Source organism: Bradyrhizobium sp. 25ACV (assembly GCF_054863005.1).
This window is the reverse complement of record NZ_JAVAYO010000001.1, coordinates 96,107-110,857: the sequence shown is the minus strand read 5'-3', so window position 1 is coordinate 110,857 and position 14,751 is coordinate 96,107. Positions and strand designations below refer to the sequence as shown.

Annotated in this window: 11 protein-coding genes and 1 riboswitch; of the genes, 10 read left to right on the top strand and 1 reads right to left on the bottom strand. The window is 65.6% G+C overall.

Going from position 1 to position 14,751, the window contains the following annotated elements:
* Window positions 1-7: 7 nt before the first annotated feature.
* Window positions 8-209: riboswitch (cobalamin riboswitch) on the top strand.
* Between the two features lie 117 nt (window positions 210-326).
* From RAD04_RS00480 to RAD04_RS00445, 8 genes are all read left to right on the top strand, one after another.
* Window positions 327-2,675 carry a TonB-dependent receptor gene (locus RAD04_RS00480; RefSeq protein WP_461622188.1) on the top strand — a complete coding sequence of 783 codons (2,349 nt, stop codon included), beginning with the start codon at window positions 327-329 and terminating at the stop codon, window positions 2,673-2,675.
* A gap of 12 nt (window positions 2,676-2,687) precedes the next feature.
* Window positions 2,688-4,109 carry a PepSY domain-containing protein gene (locus RAD04_RS00475; protein ID WP_461622187.1) on the top strand — a complete coding sequence of 474 codons (1,422 nt, stop codon included), beginning with the start codon at window positions 2,688-2,690 and terminating at the stop codon, window positions 4,107-4,109.
* A gap of 103 nt (window positions 4,110-4,212) precedes the next feature.
* Window positions 4,213-4,359, top strand: coding sequence for a hypothetical protein (locus tag RAD04_RS00470; RefSeq protein WP_461622186.1), 147 nt, complete (start codon window positions 4,213-4,215; stop codon window positions 4,357-4,359).
* A gap of 596 nt (window positions 4,360-4,955) precedes the next feature.
* Window positions 4,956-6,965 (top strand): hydantoinase/oxoprolinase family protein, encoded by a 2,010-nt coding sequence (locus tag RAD04_RS00465; protein ID WP_461622185.1) that lies wholly within the window; start codon window positions 4,956-4,958, stop codon window positions 6,963-6,965.
* The gene (locus RAD04_RS00460) at window positions 6,962-8,542 is read left to right on the top strand and encodes a hydantoinase B/oxoprolinase family protein (protein WP_461622184.1); all 1,581 of its coding nucleotides are present in this window, start codon (window positions 6,962-6,964) and stop codon (window positions 8,540-8,542) included. The genes RAD04_RS00465 and RAD04_RS00460 overlap by 4 nt, the downstream gene beginning before the upstream one ends.
* A gap of 10 nt (window positions 8,543-8,552) precedes the next feature.
* A complete protein-coding gene (locus RAD04_RS00455; protein WP_461622183.1) occupies window positions 8,553-9,848 on the top strand; it encodes an aminotransferase class III-fold pyridoxal phosphate-dependent enzyme in 1,296 nt (431 codons plus the stop codon).
* 130 nt (window positions 9,849-9,978) lie between these two features.
* A complete protein-coding gene (locus RAD04_RS00450) occupies window positions 9,979-10,911 on the top strand; it encodes an N-carbamoyl-D-amino-acid hydrolase (RefSeq protein WP_461622182.1) in 933 nt (310 codons plus the stop codon).
* Window positions 10,908-11,576 (top strand): flavin reductase family protein, encoded by a 669-nt coding sequence (locus tag RAD04_RS00445; protein ID WP_091952755.1) that lies wholly within the window; start codon window positions 10,908-10,910, stop codon window positions 11,574-11,576. Before RAD04_RS00450 ends, RAD04_RS00445 begins: the two co-directional genes overlap by 4 nt.
* Here RAD04_RS00445 and RAD04_RS00440 read toward each other — a convergent pair.
* Window positions 11,573-12,235 carry an aspartate/glutamate racemase family protein gene (locus RAD04_RS00440; protein WP_461622181.1) on the bottom strand — a complete coding sequence of 221 codons (663 nt, stop codon included), beginning with the start codon at window positions 12,233-12,235 and terminating at the stop codon, window positions 11,573-11,575. The two genes, RAD04_RS00445 and RAD04_RS00440, sit on opposite strands and share 4 nt — an antisense overlap.
* Before the next feature lie 55 nt (window positions 12,236-12,290).
* Between RAD04_RS00440 and hydA the strand changes: the two genes are divergently transcribed.
* Both hydA and RAD04_RS00430 read left to right on the top strand, forming a co-directional pair.
* Entirely contained in the window at window positions 12,291-13,760 is a 1,470-nt protein-coding gene (gene hydA, locus RAD04_RS00435; RefSeq protein WP_461622180.1) for a dihydropyrimidinase, read from the top strand.
* Window positions 13,761-13,776: 16 nt separating this feature from the next.
* A complete protein-coding gene (locus tag RAD04_RS00430) occupies window positions 13,777-14,751 on the top strand; it encodes an NAD-dependent epimerase/dehydratase family protein (protein ID WP_461622179.1) in 975 nt (324 codons plus the stop codon).

The following is a 14,751-nucleotide window of genomic DNA, read 5'->3' as shown; positions in this document are numbered from 1 at the left end:
GATGGTAATCCTAGATGCTTGCGACGGTTTCCCCGAGAGGGGATGAAAAGGGAATACGGTGCGGGGACATTGTCCCCAACGCCGTGGCTGCCCCCGCAACTGTGAGCGGATAATCCTTCGTCAGAAGCCACTGGGTCCTCGGTCCCGGGAAGGCGACGAAGCGGTGATGACCCGCGAGCCAGGAGACCTGCCGTCAGCCGTGGTCACACGCGAAGATGTCGGTCGGGGAGTACAGACATTCGGCTTCATCGGACGGCTGAAGAGCCAAAAGGTGAGACCTCGTTCGCTGTGACGTGCCACTGACGTCATACCGAGGTCCGAAAACCGTGTCTTCCATCCGTATCTTACGACCGCGACAATTCCTGCTCGCCTCCGCGGCACTCACATCCTTTGCCGCTCTCGATCCGCCCGCTGCGCTGGCGCAGCAGGCCCGTGAACCCCTGCCGCCGGTCGAGGTGTCGCCGGCCCAATCCCGCAAGCAGGCCAATCCTGCCGGCCGGGAGGCGCAGAGCACGCGCCGCGCAGCAGCGCGCAGGTCGGCGGCCGCAGCAGCGATGCCGAAGCCCGTCGTGCCGACTGCGCCACCCCCGACGCCGCTTAACAGCAATGCCGTCGCCGAAAGCGCCTCGCGGCTCGGCTTGACGGTGCGCGAGACGCCCGCGACCGTCGAGGTGATCTCGGCCGAGACCATGCGCGAGCAGGGCTATCGCACCGTGTCCGACGTGGCGCAGGGGGCGGTCGGCGTCACCTCCGGCGATAATCCGGCCGAGCCTTCCGCCTTCTCGATGCGCGGCTTCACCAACAGCCAGATCAACACGCTCTACAACGGCATCAAGATCGGTCCGCAGAACATGACCTCGCGGATCATGGACACCGCCAATCTGGAGGCCGTGGAGTTCCTGAAGGGCCCGGCCTCGCTGATCTCGGGCGAGGGCGCCGCCGGCGGCGCGATCAACTTCGTCACCAGGCAGCCGCACACGGGACCGATCCGGAACGAAGCTGATTTCTCCTGGGATTCGCTCAACTCGTTCCGCGCGCATTACGGCTCGGGCGGCAGCACCAATGTGCAAGGCCTCGACTACCGCTTCGACATCAGCCGTTCCGCGCTCAACGGCTTTGCCGACGACACCAATACAAAGATGCTCGATGTGTCGGGCCAGCTCAACTATCGCATCTCCGACAGTCTCAAGATCTGGGGCGCGATCGAGTATCGCGAGGACCGCTCGAAAGCCTATTGGGGCGCGCCGCTGGTGCCGATCGCCTTCAGCGGCTCGCACGCGACGACGGGGATCGTTTCCGGCAACTACTTCAACAGGACCGACCTGGGCGCGGTCACGATCGACGACCGCACCTTCAACACCAACTACAATGTCCTCGACAACCGCAATGTCGCTCAGGAGGTGTGGCTGCGCGGCGGTTTCGAGCTGAAGCTGGCGCCGAACCTGACGCTGAAGAGTCAGGCCTATGGTTACGGCGCCGAGCGCACCTGGTTCAACAACGAGATCGAGGCGTTCGATTCCACCAACAACCAGGTGTATCGCGAGCGCTTCTTTGTCGCGCACAGCCAGCGGCTGGTCGGCAACATCACCGATTTGATCTGGGACGCGAATATCGCGGGCTTCGACAATCGCCTGGTCACGACGCTGTCGTCGAGCTATCTTGATTTCGTCAGGCCGGGCGCGGCAAACTTCCCGAACGATTATGTCTCGCTGGTCGATCCCAACCGCGGCTTCTACGGTCTGCTCACGACCAAGCAGCAGACCGCGCGTATCGACAACGAGGCGCTGTCGTTCGAGGACCGGCTGAAGCTGACGCGGACCTTCGCGCTGATCGGCGGCCTGCGCATCGAGCACATCGGGCTCGATCGCAACTCGACCGATACCGCCGGCCTGGTGAACGCGGGCTTTCCGTTCACGAAAGACTGGGCGCCGGTGACGGGCCGCATCGGTTACACCTGGGAGGCCGTGCCCGGCCTGACCTTCTTCAGCCAGTACGCCACCGGCGCCGACGTCTCCGCGAACACCAGTTTCCTGTTGTTGCCGACCCAACCGCTCGACCTGACGACCTCGCGGACCTACGAGACCGGCGTCAAGCATCTGTTCTGGGACAACAGGGCCGAGTGGTCGTTCTCGGCCTACGACATCGTGCGCAAAAACGTCTATGCCGCGGCCGGCGGCATGGCGCTCAACATCGCCGGGCGACAGGAGTCGAAGGGCGTCGAGCTTGCGGCGTCGGTCCGTCCGATCGAACCGCTGCGGCTGTGGGGCAACATCGCCTATGTCGACGCCCGCTATGCCGACTACAATTTCGCCGGCGGTTCGTTCTCCGGCAATACGCCGCCGAACGTGCCGCGCATCGTGGCGAATGCCGGCGCGTCCTGGCGGTTCTTCACCCCCTGGCCGGTGGAGCTCGGCATCACCGGCCGCCATGTCGGCGATCGCTACAATACCGATGCCAATGTGGTGACGATGAAGGCGTATACCGTCGCCGACGTCTACGCGTTCGTCGACATCCCGAAGACGGTGTTCAATGCGGTCGACCAGGCCCGCCTGACCTTCCGTGTGCGCAACATCACCGATAAGCGCTATGCGATCTGGGGCGATCCATTCTATCCCGACCAGATCCTGCTCGGCGCGCCCAGGACCTACGAGCTTTCGGCCGCGTTCAAATGGTAGGGCGCTGAACGGATGATGGGCGCGATCGTCCTGGTGCACCGCTGGCTCGGGATCGCGTTCTGCCTGCTGTTCGCGATGTGGTTCGCGACGGGGATCGTCATGCACTTCGTTCCGTTTCCGTCGCTGACGGAAGCGGAACGGTTTGCCGGCCTTGCGCCGGTGGATCGCGGAGCGGCGAGGATCCCGCTTGCGGAGGCGGTCGCGGCGAGCGGGGTCGCGGACGCCGTGCGCGTCCGGCTGATCCAGCGGAGCGATGCAGCGGTCTACATCGTGTCGGGACCAGCGCATTCGCGCGCGGTCCGCGTCTCCGACGGAGCGGATGCGTCGGTCGCAATGGCCGATACCGCGCTTGCCATCGCGCGGGAGCACGGGCGCAATCGCGGGCTCGATGCCGCGCAGGCCGCGGTCGTTGCGTTCTCGGACCATGATCAGTGGAGCGTGCCGAACGGCTTCGATCGCCACCGGCCGCTGTTTCGCGTGGCCCTCGGCGATGCTGCCGGGACGGAAGTCTATGTCTCCTCGGCCACCGGCGAGATCGTCCTGGACACGAGGCGGCGCGACCGGGGCTGGAATTGGGCCGGCAGTGTGCTGCACTGGATTTACCCGACGGTCCTGAGAAGCAACTGGTCACTGTGGGATCGCGTCGTCTGGACGCTGTCATTGCTGGCCTTGATCGCGGCGATGCTTGGTGCGGTGCTCGGGATCGCGCGGGTGCAGCTGCGACGGCGCCGGATGTCCTCGCCCTATCGTGGCTGGCACGCGTTGCACCACGTCATTGGCCTCACGGCAACAATGTTCGTGCTGACATGGAGTCTCAGCGGCTGGCTCTCCATGGATCACGGCCGGCTGTTCTCGCGCGGACAATTGACCGCGGCCGAATCCGGCGTGATGAACGCGTTGCCTGATTGGGCGGCTGCCTCATGGCTCGATCGGCAGCCGATATCACCCTCGGCCCGGGAGATCGAATGGTTTGCCTTCAACGGCGACGTCTATCGCCGCGATCGGGTGAGCCTTGACCATCAGGTCTTGATCAAGGCAGGGGACGCGTCCCGCGACGGACCAACGGAATTTCTGGACGTGCATGAGATCCAGAATCTGGTGGCGCGCCTCGCCGCCGGCTGCGGCGCGCCGTCCGTTCTTGCTGGCAACGACGACTACCCCGCGCAATCGGCTATTCCGGGTGCGCCCGTCTACCGCTCGCGCTGCGGCGACCTCTGGTTCGATATCGACGGTGCCGATGGCAGTGTGGTGCAAAGGCTGGATGCCTCGCGGCGGGCCTATCGCTGGTTCTACAGCGCGCTCCACACGCTCGATTTTCCGGTCCTGCTGGCGCATCCGCGTCTGCGCGATGTCCTGATCGTCGGACTGTGTGCGTTGGGATTGATGTTCTCCGTCACCGGGATCGCGATTGGCTGGCGGCGTCTACGGTCCTGACCGAGATCGGCGCATCCTGACCAACGGCCGGCGGTTACATCGGCTCTTCTTTAGTCCAGGCCGGTCTTCCCCGGTGCCCAATAGGCTTTTGCCCTGATCCGCGATGGACGGCCAGCTCCATGCCCTTGGTGACCATGTGGCCCCCGAAAGCGGCGACAGCGCGCGGCACGGTTTCTGGATCGAAATCCCCGAGATCATCGGGGTTCATATGGCCGTCGTTGAGCCGGAAGAAGGGCATGGCAGGCGATAGTCGATCCGAACATGACTGGCGGGTTCAGGAAATATCTGGCCCGCGATCGCGACTTTCAACGCAGGACGTCCGAATCTCGATGGTTTCTAACGAACTCGTCCCAATGGATGGCTGCGCTGTCGTCCATCGATCGGACCGGACGATATCCTCGCTTACTGACCGTACAATAAAGAAAGGCTGAGCCGCCTGCCGTGCATAGCTCATAGGCATCCGGACCTCACGCAGCGCTCTCCGATCGCCTGCAAATTAGACAGACGATTTTAGACGTTCGGATTGCAGTGCAACGGACGTGACGGTTTGCGCCGAAAAATCCGTGGTGCGATGCACTCTGCTGGCGTCCAGCAGTCCACATCTGCATGCTCTCCGCGCGGGCACAGCTGCACCAAAACGTGCAGCCGAATTTGCGGCTCGCGGAGCTGACCCGATGGTTTGCGACAACTCTGGCTCTATCCCGACCTGACCGCTCTGTCGCACACTCGCGGACAATGGCAAGACAAGGGATGCATGATGAGCGCTCTCGGTTGGGCATTGGATGTCGCGATGGACGGTAACAGCCCGGCGTCCGGTTCGGACCTCATCTGTCGCCGCCCCCGCACATGAGCTCCTCCGAATATCATTGGGAGGTGGGCACCGATATCGGCGGCACCTTCACCGATATCATCGCGATCCGGCGCGATTCATCGGAGGCACGGATCGCAAAGGTGCCGTCGCGCCCCGCCGCTCCGGTTCAGGCGATGCTGGAGGCGATCGAGGCGGTGGGCCTGCGCAGAAGCGAGGTCAAGCGCTTCGTCCACGGCACCACGCGCGTGACCAACGCTATCGTCGAGGGCCGGCTGCCGAAGGTGGCGCTGGTCGCGACCGAGGGATTTGCCGATGTGCTCGAGATTGCGCGTTATCGCCGTCGCGATCTCTACCGTCTCGACATTCCGCCGAAATCGGCGCCGCTCGTGCCGCCTGAGCGCTGCTTCGGGCTTGCCGAGCGCCTCGATCACGAGGGGCGTGTGCTCAAGCCGCTGGAGCAAGCGGAGATCGAGCGCCTGGTGGCCTGGCTGAAAGAGACCGGCGTTCAGAGCGTCGCGGTGGCTCTCCTTCACGCCTATGCCAATCCCGTGCACGAAAAAATGCTCGGCGAGCGCCTCAAGGACGTCGTCGCCCATGTCTCGCTGTCGCATGAGGTCAACCCCGAGGCACGCGAGTATGAGCGGACCTCGGCGACCGTGTTCAACGCGGCCGCGATGCCTATTGCGGTCGAGTATCTGAGCGAGCTGGAGCAACGCCTGCCGATTGGCCCCGGCCTGCAGGTGTTCCATTCCGCCGGCGCCATGATCCCGATCTCCGCGGTGAAACGTCGCCCGCTTGTGATGGCAATGTCGGGCCCGGCCGCTGGCGTCTCGGCGTCGGTCAGCATCGCGCGCCAGCTCGGCACGCCGCGCATGCTGACCTTCGACATGGGCGGCACCACGACGGACGTGTGCCTGATCGTCGACGGCCAAGCCGAGATGACCGACGGCCGCATGCTCGGCGACAAGCCGCTGCGCCAGCCGATGCTCGCGGTTCACTCCATCGGGGCGGGCGGCGGATCGATCGTGCGCAGCGGCCCGGGTGGCCTGACGGTCGGGCCGGAGAGTGCCGGTTCCGAGCCGGGTCCGGCCTGCTATGGCCGCGGCGGCGCCGAGCCAACCATCGCCGACGCCAACGCCGTGCTCGGCTATCTCAATCCCGAAACGAAGCTTGGCGACCGCATCGGCATCGACGTCCAGGCGGCCAGGCGCGTCATCGCGCCGATCGCGCGGGCGTTGGGGCTGAGCCTCACCGAAACGGCGCTCGGCATCATCAAGGTCGCCAACGCGACGATGGCCCGCGCGCTGCGCCGCGTCACGGTCGAGCGCGGCATCGACGGGCGCGACTGCACGCTGCTCGCCTTCGGCGGCGGCGGCCCCATGCATGCCGCGGGGCTCGCCGATCTCTATGGGATTGCAGAGGTCGTCGTGCCCAGCGCATCGAGCGCGTTCTCGGCGCTGGGCTGTCTCACCGCCGATTTCAGCTTCCTGCAGCAGCAGACCTTGCGCGCTGGCCTCGACGGCATCGATCTCGTACGCGTATCGGAGCGCATTGGGGCGCTCATTGACGATGCGTCGGCGCCCCTGATCGCCAACGGTGTCGCGCAGGCGGAGATCGAGGTCGAGCTGGTGGCGCTGATGCGTTACGCGGCGCAGAACGACGCCATTCCAGTCCCGCTCGCACTGCCCCTCGACGTGATCAGCCTCAAGAAGGATTTTCTGGCGCGGCATCACGAACTCTTCGGCTACGCGACGAGCGAGCCCTGCGTCATCGAATCCGTGCGGGTACAGGCGCGCCGGCCGTCGACGACGGTGGTGAGCCGGCCGGCGACGGCGGCGAGGGCGCTGTCGTCAGGTACGCGCCTCTGCTCGTTCGATGGCTTCCACGACATCGCGACAGGGATCATCGACCGTGCCTCGCTGGCCGACACCGTTCGCGGCCCGGCCATCATCGAAGACGCCTGGTCCACCGTGGTGGTGCCGCCGGGCTGGCAGGCGAGGCCGGACGTTTCAGGCAATCTGTTCCTGACGCGGAGGGCAACATGAAGCTCGATCCGTTCGTCGTCGAAGTCATCAGGCACGGGCTCTCCGCCGCGGCCGAGGAGATGAGCCTGGTGATGACGCGCTCGGCGCGCTCGCCGCTGCTGCGCGAGGCCGGCGATTTGTCGTCGGCGATCACGGACGGCCATGGCGGCCTGGTCGGACAGGGCCGCGACATCCCGATCCATCTCGGCGCGATGGCTTACACGGTCCCCGAACTGCTGAAGGTGGTGCCGCGCGACAGCCTGAATGACGGCGACGTCGTGATCTACAATGTCGGCGCGCTCGGCGGCAATCATCTCAACGACGTCAAGGTCGTGCGCCCCGTCTTCGTCGATGGCGAGATCGTGGCGTTCGCGGTCAGCCTCGCGCACTGGCCGGATATCGGCGGCACTTGGCCAGGCAGTTATTTTGCAAAAGCCATCGACACGTTCCAGGAGGCAATGCGGATTCCGCCGGTGCTGATCGCAACCTCGGCCGGCGTCAATGCGCCGATCGTGCAGCTGCTCAAGGCCAATATCCGCGACCCCGAATCCGGCGAGGGCGATCTGCTTGCGCAGATCGCGGCGACCAAGGCCGGCGAGCGGCGCATCGTCGATCTCTGCCGCGAGCACGGCAAGGCGGTGTTCACGGCGACGCAGTCGCGCCTGCATGACCTCTCCGAAATCGAGATGCGCGAAGCGTTGCGCGCCTTGCCGGATGGCGTCTACGAGGGCGAAGATCATCTCGACGACGGCAGCGTGAACGACGCGCCCGCGCGTATCCACGTCAAGATTACCATTGCCGGTGACGAGGCGACCTTCGACCTTTCCGGGAGCTGTGACCGCGTTTCGAATTTCTGCAACACGACGCCGTTCATGGCGCGCTCGGCTGTCGCCTATGCCGCGCGCATCATGAGTGGGCGCGACATGCAGCAGAATGCCGGCGCGCTCCGTCCCCTGACCATTATCACCCGCCCGGGCTCGATCCTGGAGCCGGGTTGGTCGGCCTCCGTCGCCGCCGGCAACCACGAGACGTCGATGCGCATCGTCGATGCGATCTTCCGCGCCATGCAAGACACCATCCCCGAACGATTGTCCGCGGGCGGCGCGACCACCGCGGGCGTCCTGTTCTTTGCGCAGCCGCGGCAGGACGGTTCCTGGAAGATGCTCTATGAGGTCCACGGCGGCGGCGAAGGCGCGCGTCATGACCGGGCCGGCATCTCGGCAACCCGGGTGCATCTGTCCAACACCTCGAACACGCCGGTCGAGGTGATCGAGGCGAACTACGCGATCCGCCTCGAGCAGCAGGCCATCCGCCGGCAATCCGGCGGCGCCGGCGCCTTCCGCGGCGGCGATGGCGTCGTACGCGCTTACCGCATTCTGGCTCCGTCGATGCATCTGACCACCTGCATCGAGCGGATGGTGATTCCGCCGTTCGGCATGCAGGGCGGTGAACCCGGCAAGGCCTGTCGCATCTCGCTTGTCAGGCAGGGCGCAAGCGTCGCGATCGACGGCAAATCTAACCTCGTGCTGCAGCACGGCGATCTCGTCACCGTCGAGACTTGCGGCGGCGGCGGCTACGGCGCTGAAGCTGCGGAGTGAAGGGATTGCGATGAGCAAATTGTTGCGAACCAGGCTGAACGCGGGCGACAGCGCGCCCATGGCCGTGGTCGGCGGCGAGGGCGTCTATTTTCATCTTGCGGACGGCCGCAAGCTCATCGACGGCAGCAACACCGGTGGCGGTCTCGGTCACCGTCATCCCGCGATGGTGGAGGCGATCCGCCGCGCGGCGGATACGCCCGTCGTCAACGAGGGCTGGACCTGGGTCGGCCGCGAGCAGGCCGCCGACGACCTGATGGCGATGGCGTTCGTCGGCGAAGAGGAATGGGTCGGCGCGGTGCGCTTCTGCATCAGCGGCAGCGAGGCCAACGACATGGCGCTGTCGCTCTGCCAGGCCTTGACGCAGCGCTCGGCGCTGGCGACGCGCGAGCGTGCCTATCACGGCATCACGGGCCTGTCGCGCAGCATGACCGTGCAGCCGCAATGGCATGGCGGCCTTGCGGTGTACTCCGGCGGCTCCAGGCTGCCGGCGCCGATGGCGCCGGTGCGAATCCTGCCGGCGCCGGAGGGCGCGATCTACGGTGGGCCGGCCAGCAACAAGCCGCCGAGCGAATATCTGGCCGACGCCACGCGTCTGCTGTCGGATACCGCGGCGACGATCATCGACTACACCCAGGGCGGCATCTATTACGACGGCGCCTATCAGGACGAAGTAGCGCGCTGCGCGCGACAGGCCGGTTCATACTGGATCGCCGACGAGGTCGTCACCGGGGCGGGGCGCGCCGGGCGCTGGTTCGCGTTTCAGGGCGCCGAAAGTCGCCCCGATATCGTGACGCTCGGAAAGTCGCTCGGCGGCGGTGCGGCCGCGGTGGCGGCGGTCGTGGTGTCGAAAGAGATCGTCGAGCGGTTGAATGGCACGAGCTGGCAGAATTACGGCACCTTGCGGGGCCACCCGATCAGCATGGCCGCCGTCAGCGCCTACCTGAAGGTCATCAGCGACGAGAAGATTCTCGAGCATGTTAAGAGCCTCGAAGAGCTGTTCAGCCGCCGCCTGCTCGCGATCGCGCAGAAACATCCCAGCGTGCAGCGCGTGGCGGGGCAGGGGATGCACTGGACGGTGGAGCTGCACGGACCGGACTGGCGCTCCTGGCACGCCGACACCACCGAAGTGCCGATCGCCTCGCGCGTCGCGACGCGGGCGCTGGAAGCCGGCGCGGTGATCGGAACCAGCGGCGAGCAGGTTTCGCTGTTCCTGGCACCGCCGCTCGTCATGTCCGAACGTGAGGCCGACCAGCTTCTGGACGCGCTCGACTACGGCCTCGATGTTGCCGATGAGGAGCACGGATGAGCGCCGATCACGCTACAAAAACTGTCCAGCCCATCCGGCTGGAAACCTTCGGCGGTGCCGCGTTATGCTGCACGCGCCGGCAATTCGTTGAAGCTTTCACTTCCTCCAAGAGATCACCGGGAAATCGCTGATGCGTATCGTCAATGTTGCCGCCGCCCAGATGGGTCCGATCCAGAAGGCCGATAGTCGCGAGGCCGTAGTCAAGCGCATGATCGCGCTGATGGACGAAGCCAAGAGCAAGGGCGCCGATTTGATCGTCTATCCGGAACTGGCGCTGACGACATTCTTTCCGCGCTGGTACGCGGAGGACCGCGCCGAGTTCGACATCTGGTTCGAGCGCGAGATGCCGAACGCGGCGACGAAGCCGCTGTTCGAGCGCGCGGCGCAGCACCAGATGGCGATGAACTTCGGCTATGCGGAGCTGACGCCGGACGGCCATCACTTCAACACGGCGATCCTGACCGACAAGTCCGGCAAGATCGTCGGCAAATATCGCAAGGTCCATCTGCCGGGCCATGTGGACTACGACACCAAGCGCTCGCACCAGCATCTGGAGAAACGCTATTTCGAGCCCGGCGATCTCGGCTTCAACGTCTGGCGCGAGCTGGGCGGCATCATCGGTATGGCCATCTGCAACGACCGGCGCTGGCCCGAGACCTATCGCGTGATGGGCCTGCAGGGCGTCGAGATGGTGCTGATCGGCTACAACACGCCCTCCGTCAATGCGGAGCGAAGCGAGGAGGGCGTCGAGAAGCGCCTGTTTCACAACCGTCTTTCGGTGCAGGCCGGCGCCTATCAGAATTCGACCTGGGTGGTCGCGGTGGCCAAGGCCGGCAATGAGGATGGCCATCCGCTGTTCGGCGGCAGCCTGATCGTCGATCCCAACGGCGAGATCGTCGCGGAAGCCAGCACGGAGGACGACGAGCTTCTGGTCCATCCCTGTGATCTCGACGCCACAAATTTCGGCAAGACCACGATCTTCAATTTCGCGCAGCATCGCCGGATCGAGCATTACGGCCTGATCACCAGCCAAACCGGCGCGGTGCCGCCGCCGGAGAAATGACGCCGATGTCGGATCATGGCATTTCCTTGCGCGAGCTTGATCCGCGCGATCGCTACAAGCTGCTCTGCGGCGTAATCGTGCCGCGCCCGATCGCGCTGGTGACGACGTTGGACGAGAACGGGGCGGTCAATGCGGCCCCGTTCAGCTTCTTCAACGTGTTCTCCGAGAGCCCCGCGCTGATCGTGCTCGGTCTTCAGCACAGGCCGGATCACAGCCCGAAGGACACCACCCGCAACATCCATCGCGACGGCGAGTTCGTCGTGCACATGGTGGATGAGGCGCTGTCGGTGACGATGAACGACTGCGCGGTCGATTTCCCCTCCGGCGACAGCGAGGTCGCCGCGACCGGGCTTGCAACGCTTCCGTCCGTCGATGTGAAAGTGCCGCGCCTCGCCGCCGCACCCTTCGCGCTCGAATGCCGGCGCCACGTGGTGCTCACCTTCTCGCCCGATCGCGAATTGCTGGTCGGCGAGGTACTCAGGGTTCACGCCCGCGAGGGCCTGGTGGATGAGGCCAACATGTATGTCGATCTTGACGCCTACCGGCCGATCGGCCGCATGTTCGGCAATCTCTACACCACCCAGCGGGATGTTTTTTCGCTGACGCGCGAGAGCCACGCGCAATGGCGCGCGCGGCAGGACGCCAAAGAGCTGAAGGACGCCTAGTGAGCCGAGAACTGCACCGTACCCAGCGCCATGGTGACCGCCGCCTGTGTCGGGTCGATCACGGGAATGCCGAGCGCGTCTTCGAGCGGACGGCGATGACGCGCCATGCCGGCGCAGCCCATCACGATGGTGCGAGCGCCATCTTCGTCGCGCAGCGCGCGGCCGATTTCGATCATCTTCGCCAGTGTGCCTTCGCCCGAGGCGGTCTCCGCGACGCTCATGTTGAGCGGCCGTTCGCCGGCGAGGCGATCGGTCAGTCCCATCTGCCTGAGATAGCGCATGTGCCGCGGGATCGAGCGCTGCGCGATGGCGATGACGCCAAAGGTCTCGGCGCGGGCGAGCGCCGTCAGCACGCCGCACTCGGCAATGCCGAACACGGGCCGTTCGGTGCCTTCGCGGCAGACCTGAAGACCGGGATCGCTGTAGCAGGCGATGACGAAGGCAGCCGAGCTGTTGTCACCTTCCACCAGCCGTCGCAGCGGCATCGCGACGCTGTCGACGTCCGCCTGGCTTTCGATGCCGAAGGGACCTTCGGCCAGCGTCTGGCAGACGAGTTCCGGCCCGCCCTCGAAACCGAGCGGCTTCAACGCATCCTCCAGCCCTTGCGTGACCGCAGGATTGGAGTTCGGGTTGATGACGAGAATGCGCGGCCGGGACATGATGGTCTTCCTGCGAAATGGAGATCATTTGCCCAAGCCTATCACGGAGTGCCTCATGACTGAACCCACTTACGATCTGATCATCCGCGGCGGACGCGTCGCCACCACGACCGACGTGTTCGAGGCCGACGTCGCCATCTCAGGCGAGACCATCGCAGCCATCGGCCGCGGGCTTCCGGCGGCCAGGCGCGAGATCGATGCGCGCGGCAAGCTGGTGCTGCCGGGCGGCGTCGACAGCCACGCCCATATCGAGCAGCTGTCCGCCGCTGGCATCATGAACGCCGACACGTTCGAGAGCGCGACGGTGTCCGCCGCTTTCGGCGGCACCACCACGGTGATCCCGTTCGCCGCCCAGCATGTCGGCATGAAGCTGCCGCAGGTGGTGGAGGATTATCACGCGCTGGCGAAGAAGGGCGCCGTGATTGACTACGCCTTTCACATGATCATCGCGGACGCGACCAAGGAGACGGTCGAGGAGCACATTCCGGCGCTGGTGAAGCAGGGCCACGCCTCGATCAAGATCTTCATGACCTATGACCGGCTCAAGGTCGACGACGAGCCATTGCTCGACATCCTGCTCGCCGCGCGCCAGTCCGGCGCGATGCTGTGCGCCCATGCCGAAAATCACGGCATCATCGCCTGGATGGTCAAGCGCCTGCTCGCGCGCGGCTACACGATGCCGAAATACCACGCCGTCAGTCATGCCCGTGTGTCGGAAGCGGAAGCCTTCACCCGGCTGATCGGAATGGCCGCGCTGATCGACCAGCCGATCATGATCTTCCACGTCTCGACCGCCGAAGGCGCCAGGGTGATCCGCGACTCCCGCGGGCAGGGGCTCAAGGTCTTCGCCGAAACCTGTCCGCAATATCTGTTCCTCACCGCCGCCGATCTCGACAAGCCCGGCGCGGAGGGCGCCAAGTGGATGTGCAGCCCGCCGCCGCGCACGCATGCAGACCAGGAGGCGCTGTGGCAGGCGCTGTCGCTCGGCGACCTCCAGACCATCTCGTCGGATCATGCGCCTTATCGGTTCGACGAGACCGGCAAGCTGCGCGCCGGCCCCAATCCCAATTTCAAGCAGGTCGCGAACGGCCTGCCCGGACTGGAGCTGCGGCTGCCGCTGCTGTTCGACGCGATGGTGTCGAAGGGGCGGCTGGGCCTGGAAAAGTTCGTCGAGCTGACGTCGACCGCGCCCGCCAAGATCTACAATCTGCACCCGCGCAAGGGCTCGATCGCGGTCGGCGCCGATGCCGATATCGCGATCTGGGATCCGAACCGCGAGGTCACGATTGCGGACGAGATGATGCACGATCTCACGGGCTATACGCCGTTCGCGGGCCGCAAGCTGAAGGGCTGGCCGGTGTCGGTGCTGTCGCGCGGCCGGGTCATCATCGACGGCAACAAGTGCCTCGCGGATGCCGGCAGCGGAAAATTCCTGGCGCGCAGCGGTGGCGAGGCAGCCAAGCCCACCGGCCGTCTCGTCGCCGACATGGACCCGGAACGCAATTTCGGGGCAAAACTGCTGTGATGGTGGATCGCGCGCGATGAGGATCGTCGTCTTCGGCGGCACCGGCTTTGTCGGCCTCAACCTGGCAGAGGTGCTGCTCGCGCGCGGGCATGAGGTGACGCTGTATGACCGGGCGGATCTGCCGCCAGCTGCGCAGCGATCGCTGGTCGATTATCGCGAGCGGCTCAAGGTCGTTCAGGGCGACATCACCGATGCGGATGGCATCGATGCTCTCATTGCCGGGGGCTGCGATGCGATTGTGCTGGGCGCGGCAGTTACGGCCGGTGAAGAGCTCGAGCGGGTGTCGCCGGCGCGCGTTCTCGAGATCAACGTGATGGCGCAGATTCCGATCCTGCAAGCCGCGATCCGCCATGGTGTTCGCCGTGTCGTCAATCTCTCGTCGGCGTCGGCTTACGGCGCTGCGGGCCAACGCTGTCAGGTGCTCGACGAGGAAACGCCCTGCGATCCCGTCTCGTTCTACGCCATCAGCAAGTTCACCTCGGAGCGCTCCGTGGCACGCCATGCCGAGCTCTTTGGCGGCGACTTTTTCAGCGTCCGCTTGAGTGCGGTGTTCGGTCCATGGGAGCGGCCCGGCTCCGTGCGGGACACGCCGAGTCTCCAGTTCCAGATTCTCGCCGAGTTCTTCCGCGGTGAGCCGGCGCTCCTTCCCGCGCCGGGCACGAAGGACTGGACCTATGCGCCGGACGCCGCGGAGGCCGTGGCATTGCTGATCGAAGCCGAGCGGCCGCGCCACCGGCTCTACAACATCTCCAGCGGTGCGGCCTGGTCGGCGCTGCAATGGGGCGAGGCGTTTGCGGCCTTGCATCCCGGGCTGGTGTGTCGGCTCGCGTCTCCCGGAGAGAAGACCTTCATCAAGCTCCACGGCGGGGATCGGGCGCCGATGTCGGTTAAGCGGATGGCCGATGAGTTTGGCTGGCGCGCCCGGTTCGGCTGCGCGGAGTCGGCCGCTGCGATGAGCGCTTGGTGGATGCAGCACAAGGACGGGATCTGA

What these genes read in the sequence shown, in the direction of transcription:
- RAD04_RS00430 (WP_461622179.1), top strand. Translation starts at nt 13,777, where the DNA reads ATGAGGATCGTCGTCTTCGGCGGCACCGGCTTTGTCGGCCTCAACCTG.
- RAD04_RS00460 (WP_461622184.1), top strand. Translation starts at nt 6,962, where the DNA reads ATGAAGCTCGATCCGTTCGTCGTCGAAGTCATCAGGCACGGGCTCTCC.
- RAD04_RS00470 (WP_461622186.1), top strand. Translation starts at nt 4,213, where the DNA reads ATGGACGGCCAGCTCCATGCCCTTGGTGACCATGTGGCCCCCGAAAGC.
- RAD04_RS00440 (WP_461622181.1), bottom strand. Translation starts at nt 12,235, where the DNA reads ATGTCCCGGCCGCGCATTCTCGTCATCAACCCGAACTCCAATCCTGCG.
- hydA (WP_461622180.1), top strand. Translation starts at nt 12,291, where the DNA reads ATGACTGAACCCACTTACGATCTGATCATCCGCGGCGGACGCGTCGCC.
- RAD04_RS00455 (WP_461622183.1), top strand. Translation starts at nt 8,553, where the DNA reads ATGAGCAAATTGTTGCGAACCAGGCTGAACGCGGGCGACAGCGCGCCC.
- RAD04_RS00445 (WP_091952755.1), top strand. Translation starts at nt 10,908, where the DNA reads ATGACGCCGATGTCGGATCATGGCATTTCCTTGCGCGAGCTTGATCCG.
- RAD04_RS00465 (WP_461622185.1), top strand. Translation starts at nt 4,956, where the DNA reads ATGAGCTCCTCCGAATATCATTGGGAGGTGGGCACCGATATCGGCGGC.
- RAD04_RS00450 (WP_461622182.1), top strand. Translation starts at nt 9,979, where the DNA reads ATGCGTATCGTCAATGTTGCCGCCGCCCAGATGGGTCCGATCCAGAAG.
- RAD04_RS00475 (WP_461622187.1), top strand. Translation starts at nt 2,688, where the DNA reads ATGATGGGCGCGATCGTCCTGGTGCACCGCTGGCTCGGGATCGCGTTC.